This is a genomic window from Anoxynatronum sibiricum (assembly GCF_039414295.1).
Lineage (GTDB): Bacteria > Bacillota > Clostridia > Peptostreptococcales > Tindalliaceae > Anoxynatronum > Anoxynatronum sibiricum.
On sequence record NZ_JBCITM010000016.1, the window covers coordinates 73,848 to 89,680 of the forward strand.

The following is a 15,833-nucleotide window of genomic DNA, read 5'->3' on the forward strand; positions in this document are numbered from 1 at the left end:
TTTGCTTACAGAATCGGCGACAGCAATCGCATGGCTGATTCTTTAAACCGGTGAATCAAAGGGCGCTGCCGATGGTGTTCCAGGCTTACTTCAATGCTGTCAGTCAGATCTTCAAAGAAATCGCGGCTCATTTGACGGGTGATGGCTTCATCGTAATAAAAGGCATTTACCTCAAAGTTCAGATCAAAGCTTCGTATGTCCATGTTGGTGGTTCCCACAGATGTAAAGTTGTCATCCACCAGCACCACTTTGCTGTGCATGAAGCCCTTTTGATATTGAAAGATTCTGACGCCAGCTTCCAGCAATTCCTGAAAATGTGATTTTGATGCCCAGAAAACCGTTCGGTGATCAGGGCTTCCCGGAAGCAGGATCCGAACATCAACACCGCGAAGGGCCGCGGTTTTGAGGGCGACCAGAATGCTCTCATCCGGCACCAGGTAAGGAGTGCAAATATACACTCGCTGCATGGCTGTGGTGATGGCCATGAAGTAGCCCTGATGAATGGATGCCCACAACGAGTCAGGACCACTGGAAACCACTTGAATCAACTGATTTCCCAGATGTTCTCTTCGCGGAAAATAGATCTTGTCATCCATTTCCTGACCGCTGACAAAATACCAGTCACGCAGAAAGATGACCTGCAGCGCGTATACAGCTTCACCTTCTATTTGAACCTGGGTATCCCGCCAGTATCCCAGTTCCGGTGACTTTCCAAGGTACTCATCTCCAATGTTAAATCCACCGGTGAAGCCCATTCGTCCATCCACCACCAGCAACTTTCGATGATTACGATAGTTGAGGCGATGGGCCAGGATCACCGGGTAAAACACTTTCAGAAAGGGCTTCACCTCCACACCTGCCTCCCGCATCTCATCAAGAAACCGGCGGCTCAGACGCCAACTGCCCACCGCATCATAGATAAGCCGCACCGATACGCCCTCCCTGGCTTTTTTGATCAGTGCCTGCTGAAAACGGCGGCCAATGACACTTTCTTTAATGATGAAATACTCCATATGAACGTGGTGGCTGGCTGATTCAATGGCTTCCAACATGGTTTCAAACGCTGTTTCCCCACTCTTCAAAAGACGGCTCCGGTTGTTTGCCGTAAGGGGTGCGTCGCCATTATTGATCATCAGGGGCAGCACCTTTCCACGAACATCATTGTAGCGTCTGGTAAAGAGGTCGCCATGGTCTGACTCAAAGATCTGATTATCCAGTAGTCGGCGAATGATCCGGTAGTCCTGCTTTCTTTTTTTGATGAAGGTGCGTTTTTTGCGATGATTCTGGCCTAAGTAAAGGTAGAGGAAGATGCCGAAAATCGGAACAAAGATGAGGATTAACAGCCAGGTCATGGTGCGGGAGGGATTTCGATTTTCCAGTACAATGACAATCCCCACCACAATTGTGCTGACGGTAATCACCGCAGTGAGTATTCCCAGTGGACTCATCGATATTCCCCTTTCTGTTTCGGTTTTTGTGTGTGCGCACGGGATGATATTTCCGGAAGTTCTTCCAGTCACTCTGCCAGATCCGCTGAGCAGATAAGACGCTCCCCTTTTTCGCAAGGCTCGATGGGTTCATCAGCCTTGAAGCATGTGCCGAAACCAGTCACGATTTTTCATGAAGGACTGGAGCAACGCTTCTTTTTTCTTTTCTCTGCCGGGCTTAAAGAGATTTTCAGATATCCTCAGAAATGAAGCCAATGAGTTGGCCTCGTTTTTTTGTTGCTGATGAAAGGGACAATTGGCAATCACTTGCATCCACTCATCAAATGCATAGACCTTCAGATAATCCACCTGGCAGGTTTCTGCCGTGGCTTCCAGCACACGCATCAGCAGGTCACGGTGTGTGTGGGAAGGCGTCAGGCCGGCCAGTTCCATCAACGCTGGAATGGCATCCTCTATAAATAGACGGTTTAATGCCTTGCCAGGTTTCAGTCCCAGTATGGTGCACACTTCTTTTTTGGCTTCTTCCGGCCAGCGGAGAATCATCTGCAGGGCGGTCATTTCATCGGGAAATGTTTTCAGATAAAAACGCTTGCCCTGATATTTTTTCAGCACCCGCAAGGTATCCAGGTAGCCCAAGGTCAGGTTTCGACGACTTCTCTGGGTGCTGAAATCCAACATGCCTCCCAGATCCCGCTCAGGTGCAATGTAATGAATGGTTGCGTCTTTTTCATTCACCCTGATAATACGCCCGGAACCATACAGGCGAACAGCGTAGATTTCTCGGTACCCCTTTCTCACCAGCATATTGGCAGGGAGGTTGTTGTAAAACCCGCCATCCAAAAACAGCTTGCCATCCAGCAAACGCTCTTTAAAGACCGGAAGGTAAGAGGATGCCATCAGATAGTCCGCTATTTTGCCTTCTGGAATATCTTCCTTAAAGAGTTCCAGGGGTTTGCGATCGGTGATTGAGAATGTGACAAAGCCAAAATCCACCGGCGATCGCCTGATGGCTTCCTCGCTCAGCAGTTGCTGGATCATGTCATAGAGTGGCGATGTGTCAATCCCGCTGTTCTTGATGATGTTGCGAATTTCTTCGATGAGCGTCATCACATTGGTATGATCAAGTTTCCTGTCTGACAGCATTTCGTAAATATCATCATCAAGGGTCATTACCTGCTGAGGTGTCATATGATACCACAGCTCCCAGGCCGCTTCAAAGTCATCCTGAGCCATGAGGCCTCCGTTGAGAGCCCCTACCGAGGTACCCGTTATCCCCTGAAAAGTGACACCCATTTCCCGGAAAGCTTTCCAGGCTCCAATTTGATAAGCGCCTTTGGCGCCGCCACCCTCCAGTGTTAATCCCAGCATGGGTCATCCTCCTCTTCCAGTAAGCTTACTCCATCAGTTCTTTCAACCGATTCATGTCACGAATGATCACCCGTCGGCCGCCTTCCAACAGCAGAATGCCTTCGGCCTGAAGCGCCGACAAACGTCGACTGACGGTTTCCCGGGTGAGTCCCAGATAGGCAGCCATGTCTTCCCGGGAGAGGGGCATGTTAATGGCAGTTCCTTCCAGCTCTTTCACTCCAAAGCCTTCTGCCAGATTGGTCAGCAGCACTGCCATTCGCAAGTCAACATCTTTGCTGGTTAACACCTGCACCAGCTTTTCCAGTGATTTAATCCGGTCAAAGGCGTGAGCCAGTACCTGATCACGCACCTGGGGGCTGTCTTCCAGCACCCGGCGGAAATCTTCCTGGGCCAACACACAAAAGGCGGTGTCTTCCAGAGCGGTTACCCTGTACTCCACTGCCTCTTCTTTTAACAGGCTCAGTTCACCAAAAAAATCTCCTTCCGCCAGGATATAGAGAATCTGTTCTTTGCCGTCCCGATTATAGGTATAGGCTTTGACACTTCCCTGATTGACGATATAGAGACTTGACAAAAGGTCTCCTTCACGAAAGATGGTTTCTCCCCTTTTGATTTTTCGGCTGACAATCAGGCTGGAAATCTTTTCCAGCCCAGCTTCATCCAATTGCTGAAATAAGGAAACTTTTGAAGCACAATAGCTGTTGCGGCATGATTCACAGCCGCATCCCCGGCAAGCTGCCATGTTGGTCACTCCCATTTCTGTGTCATATCACATGACGCTTTTCAAATGATTCATACCCACTTTTTGCAGCTTTAGCCCTTCCTTTGTCAGTTCTCTTACTCATGTGCTTAAAGTCCCGCATATCATCATGTCATTCCCTTTCTTTCGCCTTGTGATTTGAATCACGGTTTTTCTCCCCGTATCAGTATACACTGGGTCTACTGATGGTGTAACCCCCCTCAAATGTAGCTGTTGATTCCTTCATTGACGGGGTATGATACTAAAGAATGATTAAAAAGGAGCGATTTCAATGAACATTACCAAAGACATGACCATTGCAGAAATTTTGAAACACCAACCCAACGCAGCTGTTATTCTCATGCAGTTTGGCATGGGATGCATCGGCTGCCCTTCCTCTCAGTCAGAAACCCTGGCGGAAGCGGCGCTGGTTCATAACATGGATGCCGACGCCATTCTGGTAAAGCTGAACGAAGGGCGTGCCTAATGAGCTTGTTTCTTGGAAAGATTCACTACTGGCTGTTCAACAAAATTCAGTTAACCGAACAACTGGAGCAGCACATACTTCAAGTGGCCGCTTCTCACGGCGTTCCTGTTGAGTTCATGAAATCAGCTGCTTTGAAACAGTTCGAAGCACCGCTGCCGGAGGCTCCTCTGGAAGAACTCATCAACCACCAGAATATTCATGGCTGGTTACAGCGCTGCATCACTCAGGCAGAATCACGCCAAGCTTTCTATGTGACACAGATTTTAGAGCACTCTCCCCATCTGAAAACCCGACTGTTGGATTTGGCTGCAGAACAGGCCCGACAAATCGCCACCACCAGTCCTCAAAGCCCCTCAGCTCCCCAGGCCATGTTTCAGGCTGTTCACGATCATTTGCTGGAGGGCATGCCCTGTGACCGAACTCAGCAGATTGTGGAAAATGATGACATCCAGTTCGCCTGGAAATATGAGCCCTGCCTGCACCAGTCTGTCTGGGAATCTGTGGGTGGTGACGTGAAGCATTATTATGACCTGCGGAAATCCTGGATTCAGGCATTTTCAAAACAACTGCAGCCCTCTTGGAGCTACTCAGTGTCACAGGAGGGAATTCACCAGATTCAGACCGAAGGAGGAACTGCTGCCCTATGAACGCCATTGAACTGATGACTTATGAACACACGTTTATTCGCCGCATGCTCACTGTCATGCGTAAGTTTGCATACCGTCTCATGAATGATCCGCAAATGGACGTGGCTGATGCTCCCCTGATGATTGATTTTGTTCGCCAATACGCTGACAAACATCACCACGGAAAAGAGGAAGATCTTCTTTTTAACCGCATGGTGGCGCATCTGGGTTCTGCTGCTGTGAAGCTGGTGCAACACGGCATGCTGGTGGAACACGATTTGGGACGCCTGCATATGAAGTTGATGGAAGAAGGCATTGAAGCATTTCAGGCAGGCGATGATGAAGCCCGGCTTGATATCATAGGCAATACCGTCGCTTATGCCCAACTGCTTGACCGCCACATCTCCAAAGAGGATGACATGGTTTATCAGTTTGCCTGGCGTCATTTTCAGCCGGAGATGATCGAACAGATCAACCGAGAAACGGATGATTTTGAAGTCAAGGCATCAGCAGCAGGCATTCAGCAACATTACCTGACGCTGTTGGAGGAAATGGAAGCGAAATACCTGTAAAAAAAGCTGCGGACGCATTGTCCGCAGCTTTTTCTGTTGCTGATTCATTTCATTTCCAGCTTATGCCCGCCGGATTGTTTACATTTCTGACAGTTTTTTGTAGATGTTGTATCTTTCCTGAGCGTCTTTTTCAGCCTGTGCAAAAAGGATTGTCGCTTCTTCAGGGAAGGTTTTCTTCAGAGAAGCATAGCGCACTTCGCTGGCCAGGAAATCCTGGAAGGAAGTTTTCGGCTCTTTTGAATCCAGAACGAACGGATTTTTGCCTTCTTCCTGCAACAGCGGATTGTAGCGATATAAATGCCAGTAGCCGGCATCCACTGCTTTTTTAGTCTGCTCCTGGGTTTTACCCATACCAGCACCAATGCCGTGAGCGATACAGGGCGCATATGCGATGATCAGTGATGGGCCTGGATAGGCTTCGGCTTCTTTCAGCGCCTTGATCAGCTGATTCTTGTCAGAGCCCATGCCCACCTGTGCCACGTACACATAACCGTAGGTCATCATCATGCGGCCCAGGTCTTTTTTGCGGATCTTTTTACCAGAGGTGGCAAACTTGGCCACCGCACCGGCAGGAGATGCCTTGGAGGACTGACCGCCAGTGTTGGAGTATACTTCTGTATCCATCACGAGCACATTCACGTCTTCGCCAGAGGCCAGCACGTGATCAAGTCCGCCGAATCCAATGTCGTAAGCCCATCCGTCTCCACCAAAGATCCATTGTGATTTCTTAACCAGGTAGTCTTTTTTCATGATAATTTCATCAATCACTTCGTTACCCTTGGCGGCTTCCAACAGGGGCAGCAGGTCGTAAGTGGCTTTTTTGGAGGCTTTGGCATCATTTTTGCCGTCAAGCCATGCCTGGAAAGCGGCTTTCAGTTCTGCCGAAAGATTCATTTCAAGTCCCTGAGTCATCAGATCTGCCAGTTTTTCACGAATCTGACTGGTGGCAAGAGCCATTCCGTAACCGTATTCTGCATTGTCTTCAAAGAGAGAGTTTGCCCAGGCAGGCCCCTGACCCTTATCGTTTACGCAGTAAGGAACCGAAGGTGCGCTTCCGCCATAGATGGAGCTGCAGCCGGTGGCATTGGCAATGAGCATGCGGTCACCAAATAGTTGGGTGATCAGCTTCACATAGGGTGTTTCACCGCAACCTGCACAGGCGCCGGAGAACTCGAACAGCGGCTGTGAGAACTGGCTGCCCTTCATGGTTTCTATGTTGGTCAGATCAGCTTTGCTGCTGATGGTGGTTGCAAAATCCCAGTTGGCTTTCTGCGCAGCAATCTGAGGTTCAACAGGCTTCATTTCGAGGGCTTTGGTTTTAGCCGGGCAAATGTCGGCGCAGTTGCCGCAACCCGTACAATCAAGGGTGGCCACCTGAATGCGATATGTCATGCCATCAAACTCTTTGCCCATGGCTTTCAGAGTTTCAAAACCTTCTGGGGCTGCCTGCTGTTCTTTTTCATCCAGCAGGAAGGGGCGAATGGCGGCATGGGGACATACGAAGGCGCACTGGTTACACTGAATGCAGTTTTCCTTGATCCATTCAGGTACATCCACAGCGATTCCCCGTTTTTCATAAGCGGAGGTTCCCATGGGGAAGTGGCCGTCTTCACGGTCAACAAAGGCGCTCACTGGCAGGTTATCACCTTCCTGAGCATTCATGGGATGCAGTATGTCAGAAATGAAAGCAGGTTCGTTTTTCTCAGATACTGCGGCGTCTGTTGCGCTGGCCCAGGAAGCCGGTACAGTCACTTGGTGCAGGGCTTCCATTCCCAGATCCAGTGCTTTTTGGTTCATTTCAACGATTTTTTCACCTTTGCTGCCGTAAGTGTCTACCACTGCCTGTTTCATGTAGGCCATGGCTTCTTCCACCGGAATCACATCAGCCAGTTTAAAGAAAGCTGATTGCATGACCATGTTGATGCGACCGCCCAAACCGATTTCAGCAGCGATCTTGGTGGCATTGATGATGTACACCTTGGCTTCTTTTTCTGCCAATGCCCGTTTCAGACTGGCAGGAAGCTTCTCTTCCAGCTCGTGATCTTCCCAAAGGCAGTTGAGCAGGAAGGTGCCGCCTTTTTTCAGGCCTTTTACCAGGTCATACTGGTTGACATAGGCCTGGTTGTGACAGGCGATGAAATCAGCCTCACTGATGAGGTAAGTGGAACGAATGGGCTCTTTTCCAAAACGCAGGTGAGAAATGGTAACACCGCCGGATTTTTTGGAGTCATAAGAGAAGTAACCCTGGGCATACATGTCGGTGTGGTCACCAATGATTTTAATGGAGTTTTTGTTGGCACCAACTGTTCCGTCGGAACCAAGTCCCCAGAATTTGCAGCGGACAGTGCCTTTGGGCTCTGTGCTCACCGGAGGAAGCATGGGAAGGGAACTGTGGCTCACGTCGTCGATAATGCCGACGGTGAAGCTGTTCTTTGGTGCAGCCAGTTTCAGATTTTCGTAAACTGACAGAATCTGTGCCGGAGTGGTGTCCTTGGAACCAAGACCGTAGCGGCCGCCCACGATCACAGGTGCGTTCTCCTTGCCATAGAACATGTCTTTGATGTCCAGGTACAGGGGCTCGCCCGGGGCACCCGGCTCTTTGCAGCGATCCAGAACCGCAATTTTTTTCACGGTTTTAGGCATTACGTTCATGAAGTACTCAGGCACAAAGGGTCGATACAAGTGAACTTTGATGAGGCCAACTTTTTCGCCTTTTTCCATGAGATGGTCGATGGTTTCATCAATGGTCTCTGTCACTGATCCCATGGCTACAATGATATGCTCTGCATCTTCAGCGCCATAGTAATTGAATGGCAGGTAGGTGCGTCCGGTGACGTCGCTGATTTTCTTCATGTAATCAACCACAATTTCGGGCAGCGCCTGGTAGTAGGGGGCCGCTGCTTCTTTTGCCTGGAAGAAGATATCTGGGTTTTGAGCGGTGCCACGGAGAACCGGGCGCTCTGGATTCAGGGAGCTGTTACGGAAAGCATCGATGGCGTCCCAGTCAACCAGTTCTTTGAAAGTATCGTAGTCGATGGCTTCGATTTTTTGAACTTCATGAGATGTTCTGAATCCGTCGAAGAAGTGAACAAAGGGAATGCGTCCTTTAATAGCAGCCAGGTGAGCCACGCCGGCCAGATCCATGACTTCCTGCACGCTGCCGGAAGCCAGCATGGCACATCCGGTTTGACGGGCTGCCATCACGTCGGAATGATCACCGAAGATGGAAAGGGCATGAGCCGCCACTGCACGGGCACTGACGTGAAACACACCTGGGAGCAACTCGCCTGCAATTTTATACATGTTGGGAATCATCAGCAGCAAGCCCTGTGAAGCAGTGTAAGTAGTGGTGAGTGCACCACCAGCCAGGGAACCATGAACAGCACCTGCAGCGCCTGCCTCCGACTGAAGCTCTGTCACCCTTACATTTTGTCCAAAAATGTTCTTTTGCCCGTAAGCACTCCATTCGTCCACACTCTCCGCCATGTTTGATGACGGTGTGATGGGGTAGATGGCAGCTACATCTGTGAACGCGTATGAGACATACGCGGCAGCGGTATTACCATCCATGGTCTTCATCAATTTTGCCATTTTATTGCCTCCTTCTTGATTTTGTTGTATTTTTAACATTCTATAAGTTGGAATATAGGGTCGCTTGATTCCTATTATATAGTATCATATAGGGCATTACCAGTACATGAACCGAAAAATGGAAAGTTTATTAATTCAAAAATATGATAATTCAATCCATTTTTCTTGCATTCATCTGCTGATTTCGCCTCATTATTTCCAAGGGGCGCGGCCTTTGTTTCTGATCAATCGTTAGATAAAATGCTTTTTTCGGTAATTACTGGCACTTCTTCATGTTATCCCACACTTTTTTTCATTTAAAAGCACTCCTTCGCGGATTGCCCCTTGTGCATCCATGAAGTATAATGAACATGTACCTCGCAGGATCTCCCCCCATTTTTTGAATTTTTACAAGGTTCACTGTCATTTCATGCACCGTTCTTCTCTGCTTCTGATCAATCAACTTTCTGAATCACCAGGCAAAATCGGCGTCAAGGAGGCTGTTAAAATGAAATTCCTGGACGATTTGATAACAGATGACATCCGCCAGCGAATGGAACACCGTTTTTTCCTGAGAGACTCAATGAGTCACGAACAACGGGTAATTCGCTATGCCAGCATGATTTTCACCGTCCTCAGTCAGCCTTATGATCTTGGAAATAAGAAGCGCAGTCTACTATACCATGCTGCTTTACTCCATGATATCGGGTATGAAATCAGCCCGCGAAAGCATGATGCCCATTCCCGCCATCTCATTTTAAACGACTCCTTTTTTGACTTTTGGCCACAACCGGAACGCACCATGCTGGCTCTCATTGCAGGCGGTCACCGAAAAAAACTGGGGCCAGAACTGGAAACGTTGACACCTTCCAAACAACACACCGTTAAGCAGCTGGCGGCTATTTTGCGCATTGCCGATGCCATCGACTATCCCCGCGATGAGAGATTGGTGGTGTGTGAGACAACCTTGCTGCAACACCATTTGAATCTAACCATCCATTCGGCCGTTATTGACCAGGTGGTGGCGCGGGTTGCTAAAAAGGCAGCACTTTTTGAAGCGGTTTTTCAGATTTCTATCGTGATATCAGAAGCGTGACCAGTCTTCTCTCATCGTCTTTATTTTAAGGAAGATCATCGTTGCGACGAAGGGCGACAAGTGGCCCTGTTGTATCAACATTGTTGATTTCTGCCTTACTCTCGTTGGACAAAGACTGCTGTTTCTGTTATGATGAGGCCACAAACCTTTAAAGGAGCGATTTGATGAGTCAACATGACGTATTGGCAGTAGTGGAAGGCCGGGAAATCACCCAGGGAGATCTAGAAATGGTGATTCGCAGTCTGGACCCCCGTCAGGCTGCTCAATTTCAAACAGAGGACGGCAAGAAAAGACTATTGCAGGAACTGGTGCATCAGGAAATGATCCTCTTGGATGCCATGGAACAAAAAATGGAAGATAACCTGGATTATCAGCGTTCTCTAAAAAAGATGAAAGATAATTTTCTGAAGCAGTATGCCATGAACGCCATGTTCCAGCAGGCAACTGTGAACGAAGAAGAGATTGCTGCTTATTATGAAGCCCATCCCGAGCAGTTTCAGGAGCCTGAACAGACTCAGGCCAGTCATATTCTGGTGGATTCAGAAGAAAAGGCCGCCGAAATTAAAAAAGCCCTGGATGAAGGTGCTTCTTTTGCTGAGCAGGCACAAGCCCATTCTTCATGCCCCTCCAATGAAAAGGGCGGCGATCTGGGCTTCTTTCCCAAAGGCCGCATGGTACCCGAGTTCGAAGCCGCTGCCAACGAACTGGCCATCGGCGAAACCAGCGAACCGGTGAAAACCCAGTTTGGCTACCATGTGATTCGGGTGATGGACCGTAAAGAAGGCAGTTCCCGTCAGCTGGGCGAAGTGAAGCAGCAGCTGGAGCAACATCTGTTATCCCAAAAACAGCAGACCATCTATCAGGAAACCGTGGAAAAACTGACTTCAAAGTATCAATTTGAAATCCGATAAACTTTTTGAGTGTAATTGTCTTTGAAACCCAGTTATCATCTCATCCTATAAGCCAGAATGCGTGAAGCCCCGGCATTTAGTCACATGCCGGGGCTTCAGTTTGTTTAATGCCGAAATCAGTGTCCTGCATTAATTATTCTGACAAGTGAACGAGAGCCCCCGGTATGCCAGAAGCCCTCGTTCTTGGAGGTGCGACAACGCTCTATGGCGCGATCGGTGATGCCTGTTAGTCTTGCTCTTTCAGCTTTTCAGGTGTCAGTGTTCGATAGTAGCTGCCCGTGAGTTTGTTGGGGTTAAATGCTTCCCGCACTTTGTACTGATACGCAGTAACGTGTGGCTGAGGCAGTTTGATATACATTTCATCGTGTTGTTCCTGGGTGTAGTTGTATCCATCGGGTCTGCGAGCATCTTCATTCCAGCGACAGAAGTCAACGCCCAACCCTTTTGAGGTCATCCACTCTTGTGTTGCATCCGCAAACAGCTTGGTGTTTTTGATGGATTCCTTGTCATACGCATCAAACTGGGTGAAGAACTCCCATCCGGTGGCGCCGCCGCCGCCCATGACAGAAATACTTCCCATATCAGAGTCTCCGCCCACTGCAGCAATGCAATCAGACTCCAGCTCCCACTTGCGCTTCAACGCAGAAGCCTCTTCCATCAGCGAGCTGCTGACAAACACATTGCCCGTTAGTCCGAAGGTGCCTTCATAGGCGCCGCATAAGGTGTAGTTCAGATTTTTATGTCCCAGCCGAAGCAGGTACATGAGATTCCATGCTGCAATATCCGGTTCCTGCATGAATTCTGATTTCCATCCGCCGGTCTCTTCAAGAATGGTATCAACCGCTTTTTCCTTAAAGGCCATATCCCGCTTGCTCATTCCCGCCAAAATCACCTGAACATCAATTTTCATATCTTCATTCTGCTTTTGGGTTACCGGGTCTTCCATAAGCTCAGGCAAATCACACAGCTGCTTATTCTTATCATTTAGAATCTTAATCATGGCCACTTTCAGGTTTCTGCCAAACTTATTGTACTGCCGGTGACCCAAGAACAAAATATCCGGGTTTTCGTGGAAAAGGTTCACCGCATTGGCATAGGCGCCCCAATCAGGGAAGCACAACGTATATCCTTTGAAGTTATCTGGCAACACTGCCCGATAAGCCGGTGCATCGCCCACTGAAGGTATATGGTCTGGCCCAGGCCACGGATGCAGCCGAATAGCCACTTTTGTACAGACTCCCATGGTGCCGGTGGTGCCAACGACTCCCCGCAGAATTCCCCGGGTACTGGGGCCAGGCCCCTCTCCGCAAAACCAGCCGTTGCCTGCGCCAACGGATCCCGTGCGAAGGGTTTCTCCATTGGGGAGCACCCACTCAGCTCCCAGCATGTTTTCAGTGGCACAGCCCATGAAGATGGAAGTCGGGCCAAAACCAGCCCAACCGGCAGTACTGGCAAGCGGCGAACTGCTGCAGCCAACACCGGGAATATTAAGGGTTAACCCTCTTTTCATTGCTTCGGCTTGAACAGTTGCTCCAATGGCGTAGGGTTCCACAACGGCTGTCATGTTTTTGGCATCAATTTCGATTTCCCGCATGCGCCGCATATCCAACTGAATGGCACAATCTGAACCGATGTATCCCATTGTTGCCCAAAACGTGGAGGAAGCCTTAAACTCAATTTTGTACTTATTACACAGTTTGACAATTTGCTGCACTTCTTCAGTGCTGCCTGGCAGGATGACTGCCTGCGGCAACGGTGTTTTTTGATCATAGGGCCCGAAGTGAGCTGATGACTGGGCTGGAATACACCGATAGGTTTCACGTATTCCAAGGTCTTCAGAGATGTTTCTGCTTCCGACGATTGATTCAAACGCTCGATAAATTTCTCGCGCTAATGCCATGATATTCCCTCCTTTCAAATTGCCTGCAGCACAAGATCAATCAGGTGAACCACCTGAATCGTGTTACCATCTTCATCCTTCGCATTCATAAAGCTTTCTTCACACCAGGGACAGGCTGTAACCATTGCCTCTGCTCCTGTTGCGTTGGCTTCTGTGATTCGTTCATTGGCTGTCCATGATGCGAATTCTGGGTTGGTCTGACTGCAGCCACCGCCGGCACCGCAGCACCATGTATATTCCCGAATTCGTTCCATTTCCACCAATTCAACACCGGGTATGCTTTGCAGAATTCGTCGGGGGGCATCATAAATACCATCGGCTCCATTGTAGCGGGGGCGTCTGGGTTCCCATGTATGCACCTGATTCAATATTTTCTTCTCTTTGCCTTCCCAGGGAACATAGGCTTCTCCCAATCGGCCCAGATGGCAGGGATCATGGTAGGTGACAGTCATTGGAACCCGGTTTTTCATGATCAGCTTTTCATCCTGAATCAGTTCATCCAGGTACTCCACCAGATGCATCACTTTAATGTCCAGACCCATTTTGGTGTACTGGCGCTTGAAAGCATGGTAGCAGTCTGAGCATGGTGTAACAATCACGCTGACACCACTTTTTGTGAAAACTTCCATGTTTGCCTTGGCCTGTTGTTCATAATCATTTTCAAAGCCCATTTGCAGTGCCCGGCCGGCACAGCACATGTCTGCACTGCCGAAGATGCCCACATCAGCACCGGCGTTAATGAGCAATTTCAATGCATTTGCGGCAACCGGCTTCAATTTTTCATTGTAGCTGTATTTGCAGCCCGGGTAAAAAGCCACTTCTCCCTTTTCTTTCATGAGATCCTTCACGTCAATACCGCTGGCCCAGTGCAAACGATTGCTTCTTAATTCACCGGGAAGCATGGTTTTTTCCTGTTGCAGGCTGTCCATGATGGGTTTCTGCTCTGGAAGCACATACCCTTCTGCCACCGCTTTGGCTTTTAGTGCCAGGTTGTGATCCAGCGGTTCCAGATTGTAGCGGGTGATTTTACAGGTTGAATCACATGAACCACAAGCTGTACAGTTATGAATCGCTTCCACCACATCAGGTGAAAATTCGCAATCACCGTCCAATAGCGTCTGTGCCAGTTGAAAACGGCCTCGAGCAGAATGCGTGTTGAAGTTATAGTAGCTTATACTCGGGCAGTTTTCGCTGTACCGCTGACTTTTTATCTTGTCAAAAGGAATCCACTTGCAGCCCGAACAGTTGCTGCAACGTTCCATCATTGCTCTGTAATCTTCCAATGCCATGGTTTTCGCCTCCTTTGTCAAATAGTCAATTTTCCGGGATTCATGATCCCTTCGGGATCAAAAATGCGTTTTAACTCCTGGATTGTTTTGTAAGACTGGGCATCCCGGTTCAGTTGAAGATACGCCCATGTTCCATAAGGCCGGGCAAAGAATCCGCCCATTCCCACCATGGTTTCACTGGCTTTTTGGAACAGCCGCTTCACCTTTGCCGTCTCCTTTGGATTATTCGAATCATAGGGAAGAATGAACTCCAGATGACAGGAGGTTCCCATATGCTGAGGCTGCACGTACACACCTATTTCATTGGCTGGATATCCTGCTTCTGCTGCCAGCGCCTTCATTGTTTCCACAAAGCCTGGTGCCTTGTCCTGAGTGGTCACAAAGAAGATCTCCTGATAAGCACCTTTTGCCCGCGCTTTCCATCCTGTTTCGTCGGACGAACCCGTTACCGCTGCCAATGCCTGCTCACCCGTAATGCCTGCCAGGCCTGGAACCATTTTCAATGCAAATTGCTGGGCAATCTCTTTTATATCCTGTTCCTGGGTTTCTACACGCAGTTCTGGCAGCAAATCTCTGCCGGCGATCCCCACAAGGGCAATCCATGGCGGCAGCTGCTCACGAAGCTTGGCAATTTGTTCAGGTGTTTCTCCCATTAACCCTGCCAAGGCAGCTCCATTTAACACAAACAGTTCGTCACTAAAGCGCAGGCGAACCACTCGACGCACAAAATCTTCCAGTTCTGACAGCTGCTGAGCCGGCACAAAATACATGCGGTGTATTTGAGGAAGCACTTCCAGCTTTACTGATGCCCATGTGACAACTCCCATGGTTCCCTGTGCTGAAGTCAGCATGCGGTAAAAGTCAAACATCATAGGGCCAGTACTAGCGACTTGCCATCTTTCTTTTTCCCACTGCTTCTCCAGGTCTCTGACGCCGCCACCGGCTTCACCGGTATACATTCTAACCCCATCACCCCAGACCACTTCCATACAGCGCAGCGGATCTGAGTAGCTCCACTGATGAACGGCGTTGATTCTTGGTTCAACCTCCAGCACACTGGTGAGCACAGACTTTCCTGCACGGGGAGCCAGGGAAGTACTCAACGCCAACCCTTTCTCAGCCAATGCGGCCTGCAGCTCTCCGTATGTGACCCCCGGCTCAATGACAGCCATGCGGTGTTGACGGTTAATACTGTGTATTTTTTTCATATTGCTTACATCCACAATCACTGCTTCAGGTGCGCCGGGTACTGTGTCGCCCCGGGTATGCGGCCCCTGGGAACTGACCGGCACCAGCGGTATGCGTGCTTTGTTTGCCCATTTGACCAGTGCCTCCACCTGATCTGCGTCTTTCGGTTTGACAACGCACCAAGGCTTCATCTCTTTTGCAAAACTCTGGTCTTTGGCATAGCCCAACAGAATTTCTGGGCTGTCAAGCAGATTCTCTCCGCCAACAATGTTGCTTAACGACGCTTTGACATTGTCCACTTTTCTACCTCCTTTTGGATCTGTTGTCGCTTCATCTGCTGAATACTTTTTTGATTGAATCTGTTCACTGAATATATTCAGTATATAAGCTGATTTGTGATTTTGTCAATATATAATTTCAAATTTTTGCTTCATTTCGTTTTTTCTGTCTTTTAGCCTTCCCTGTTGCTTTTCTGTTTTTTACACACAAAAAAAAGAGCGCTGCACGCTCTTTTGAGGTTGTTGAAAAAGTCTATGAAAATAGGCTTTTTTTCTTGCAATCAAAAAGGAGATTCGCCCCTTGATGTCGAATATAGATATAAGGGGTGATTCGAATGATGACAAAGAGAGACCATGTTCA

12 protein-coding genes are annotated in these 15,833 nt (G+C 48.9%); 5 read left to right on the forward strand and 7 right to left on the reverse strand.

Annotated features, from left to right (window positions below):
• Positions 1 to 5 precede the first annotated feature (5 nt).
• The 3 genes from cls to AAIG11_RS13655 form a co-directional block, all read right to left on the reverse strand.
• Positions 6 to 1,448, reverse strand: coding sequence for a cardiolipin synthase (gene cls / locus AAIG11_RS13645; protein ID WP_343186785.1), 1,443 nt, complete (start codon positions 1,446 to 1,448; stop codon positions 6 to 8).
• 132 nt (positions 1,449 to 1,580) lie between these two features.
• Positions 1,581 to 2,816, reverse strand: coding sequence for a patatin-like phospholipase family protein (locus AAIG11_RS13650; RefSeq protein ID WP_343186786.1), 1,236 nt, complete (start codon positions 2,814 to 2,816; stop codon positions 1,581 to 1,583).
• A gap of 25 nt (positions 2,817 to 2,841) precedes the next feature.
• Complete coding sequence (locus tag AAIG11_RS13655) at positions 2,842 to 3,573, reverse strand: Crp/Fnr family transcriptional regulator (RefSeq protein ID WP_343186787.1); 732 nt, start codon at positions 3,571 to 3,573, stop codon at positions 2,842 to 2,844.
• 274 nt (positions 3,574 to 3,847) lie between these two features.
• On the opposite strand from AAIG11_RS13655, the gene AAIG11_RS13660 reads away from it, so the two are divergent.
• Genes AAIG11_RS13660 through AAIG11_RS13670 form a run of 3 tightly spaced genes read left to right on the forward strand, consistent with a single transcriptional unit; the run spans position 3,848 to position 5,240 of the window.
• The gene (locus AAIG11_RS13660; RefSeq protein WP_343186788.1) at positions 3,848 to 4,042 is read left to right on the forward strand and encodes a DUF1858 domain-containing protein; all 195 of its coding nucleotides are present in this window, start codon (positions 3,848 to 3,850) and stop codon (positions 4,040 to 4,042) included.
• A gap of 5 nt (positions 4,043 to 4,047) precedes the next feature.
• On the forward strand, positions 4,048 to 4,689 hold the full coding sequence (locus AAIG11_RS13665; RefSeq protein WP_343186789.1) for a hypothetical protein: 642 nt from the start codon (positions 4,048 to 4,050) through the stop codon (positions 4,687 to 4,689).
• Positions 4,686 to 5,240 (forward strand): hemerythrin domain-containing protein, encoded by a 555-nt coding sequence (locus tag AAIG11_RS13670; RefSeq protein WP_343186790.1) that lies wholly within the window; start codon positions 4,686 to 4,688, stop codon positions 5,238 to 5,240. The genes AAIG11_RS13665 and AAIG11_RS13670 overlap by 4 nt, the downstream gene beginning before the upstream one ends.
• Before the next feature lie 78 nt (positions 5,241 to 5,318).
• Here AAIG11_RS13670 and nifJ read toward each other — a convergent pair whose 3' ends face one another.
• The gene (nifJ, locus tag AAIG11_RS13675) at positions 5,319 to 8,831 is read right to left on the reverse strand and encodes a pyruvate:ferredoxin (flavodoxin) oxidoreductase (protein WP_343186791.1); all 3,513 of its coding nucleotides are present in this window, start codon (positions 8,829 to 8,831) and stop codon (positions 5,319 to 5,321) included.
• A gap of 487 nt (positions 8,832 to 9,318) precedes the next feature.
• On the opposite strand from nifJ, the gene AAIG11_RS13680 reads away from it, so the two are divergent.
• Positions 9,319 to 9,906: an HD domain-containing protein gene (locus tag AAIG11_RS13680; RefSeq protein ID WP_343186792.1), complete on the forward strand. Its 588-nt coding sequence runs from the start codon at positions 9,319 to 9,321 to the stop codon at positions 9,904 to 9,906.
• A gap of 164 nt (positions 9,907 to 10,070) precedes the next feature.
• The gene (locus AAIG11_RS13685) at positions 10,071 to 10,817 is read left to right on the forward strand and encodes a peptidyl-prolyl cis-trans isomerase (protein ID WP_343186793.1); all 747 of its coding nucleotides are present in this window, start codon (positions 10,071 to 10,073) and stop codon (positions 10,815 to 10,817) included.
• A gap of 226 nt (positions 10,818 to 11,043) precedes the next feature.
• Here the strand turns inward: AAIG11_RS13685 and AAIG11_RS13690 are convergent, their stop codons facing one another.
• From AAIG11_RS13690 to AAIG11_RS13700, 3 genes are read right to left on the reverse strand one after another with little or no spacing between them, the layout of a single operon-like run.
• Positions 11,044 to 12,717 (reverse strand): FAD-binding oxidoreductase, encoded by a 1,674-nt coding sequence (locus AAIG11_RS13690; protein WP_343186794.1) that lies wholly within the window; start codon positions 12,715 to 12,717, stop codon positions 11,044 to 11,046.
• A 14-nt stretch (positions 12,718 to 12,731) separates the two neighbouring features.
• Positions 12,732 to 14,006: a (Fe-S)-binding protein gene (locus tag AAIG11_RS13695; RefSeq protein ID WP_343186795.1), complete on the reverse strand. Its 1,275-nt coding sequence runs from the start codon at positions 14,004 to 14,006 to the stop codon at positions 12,732 to 12,734.
• A gap of 17 nt (positions 14,007 to 14,023) precedes the next feature.
• Positions 14,024 to 15,493 (reverse strand): FAD-binding oxidoreductase, encoded by a 1,470-nt coding sequence (locus AAIG11_RS13700; RefSeq protein WP_343186796.1) that lies wholly within the window; start codon positions 15,491 to 15,493, stop codon positions 14,024 to 14,026.
• Between the last annotated feature and the right edge of the window lie 340 nt (positions 15,494 to 15,833).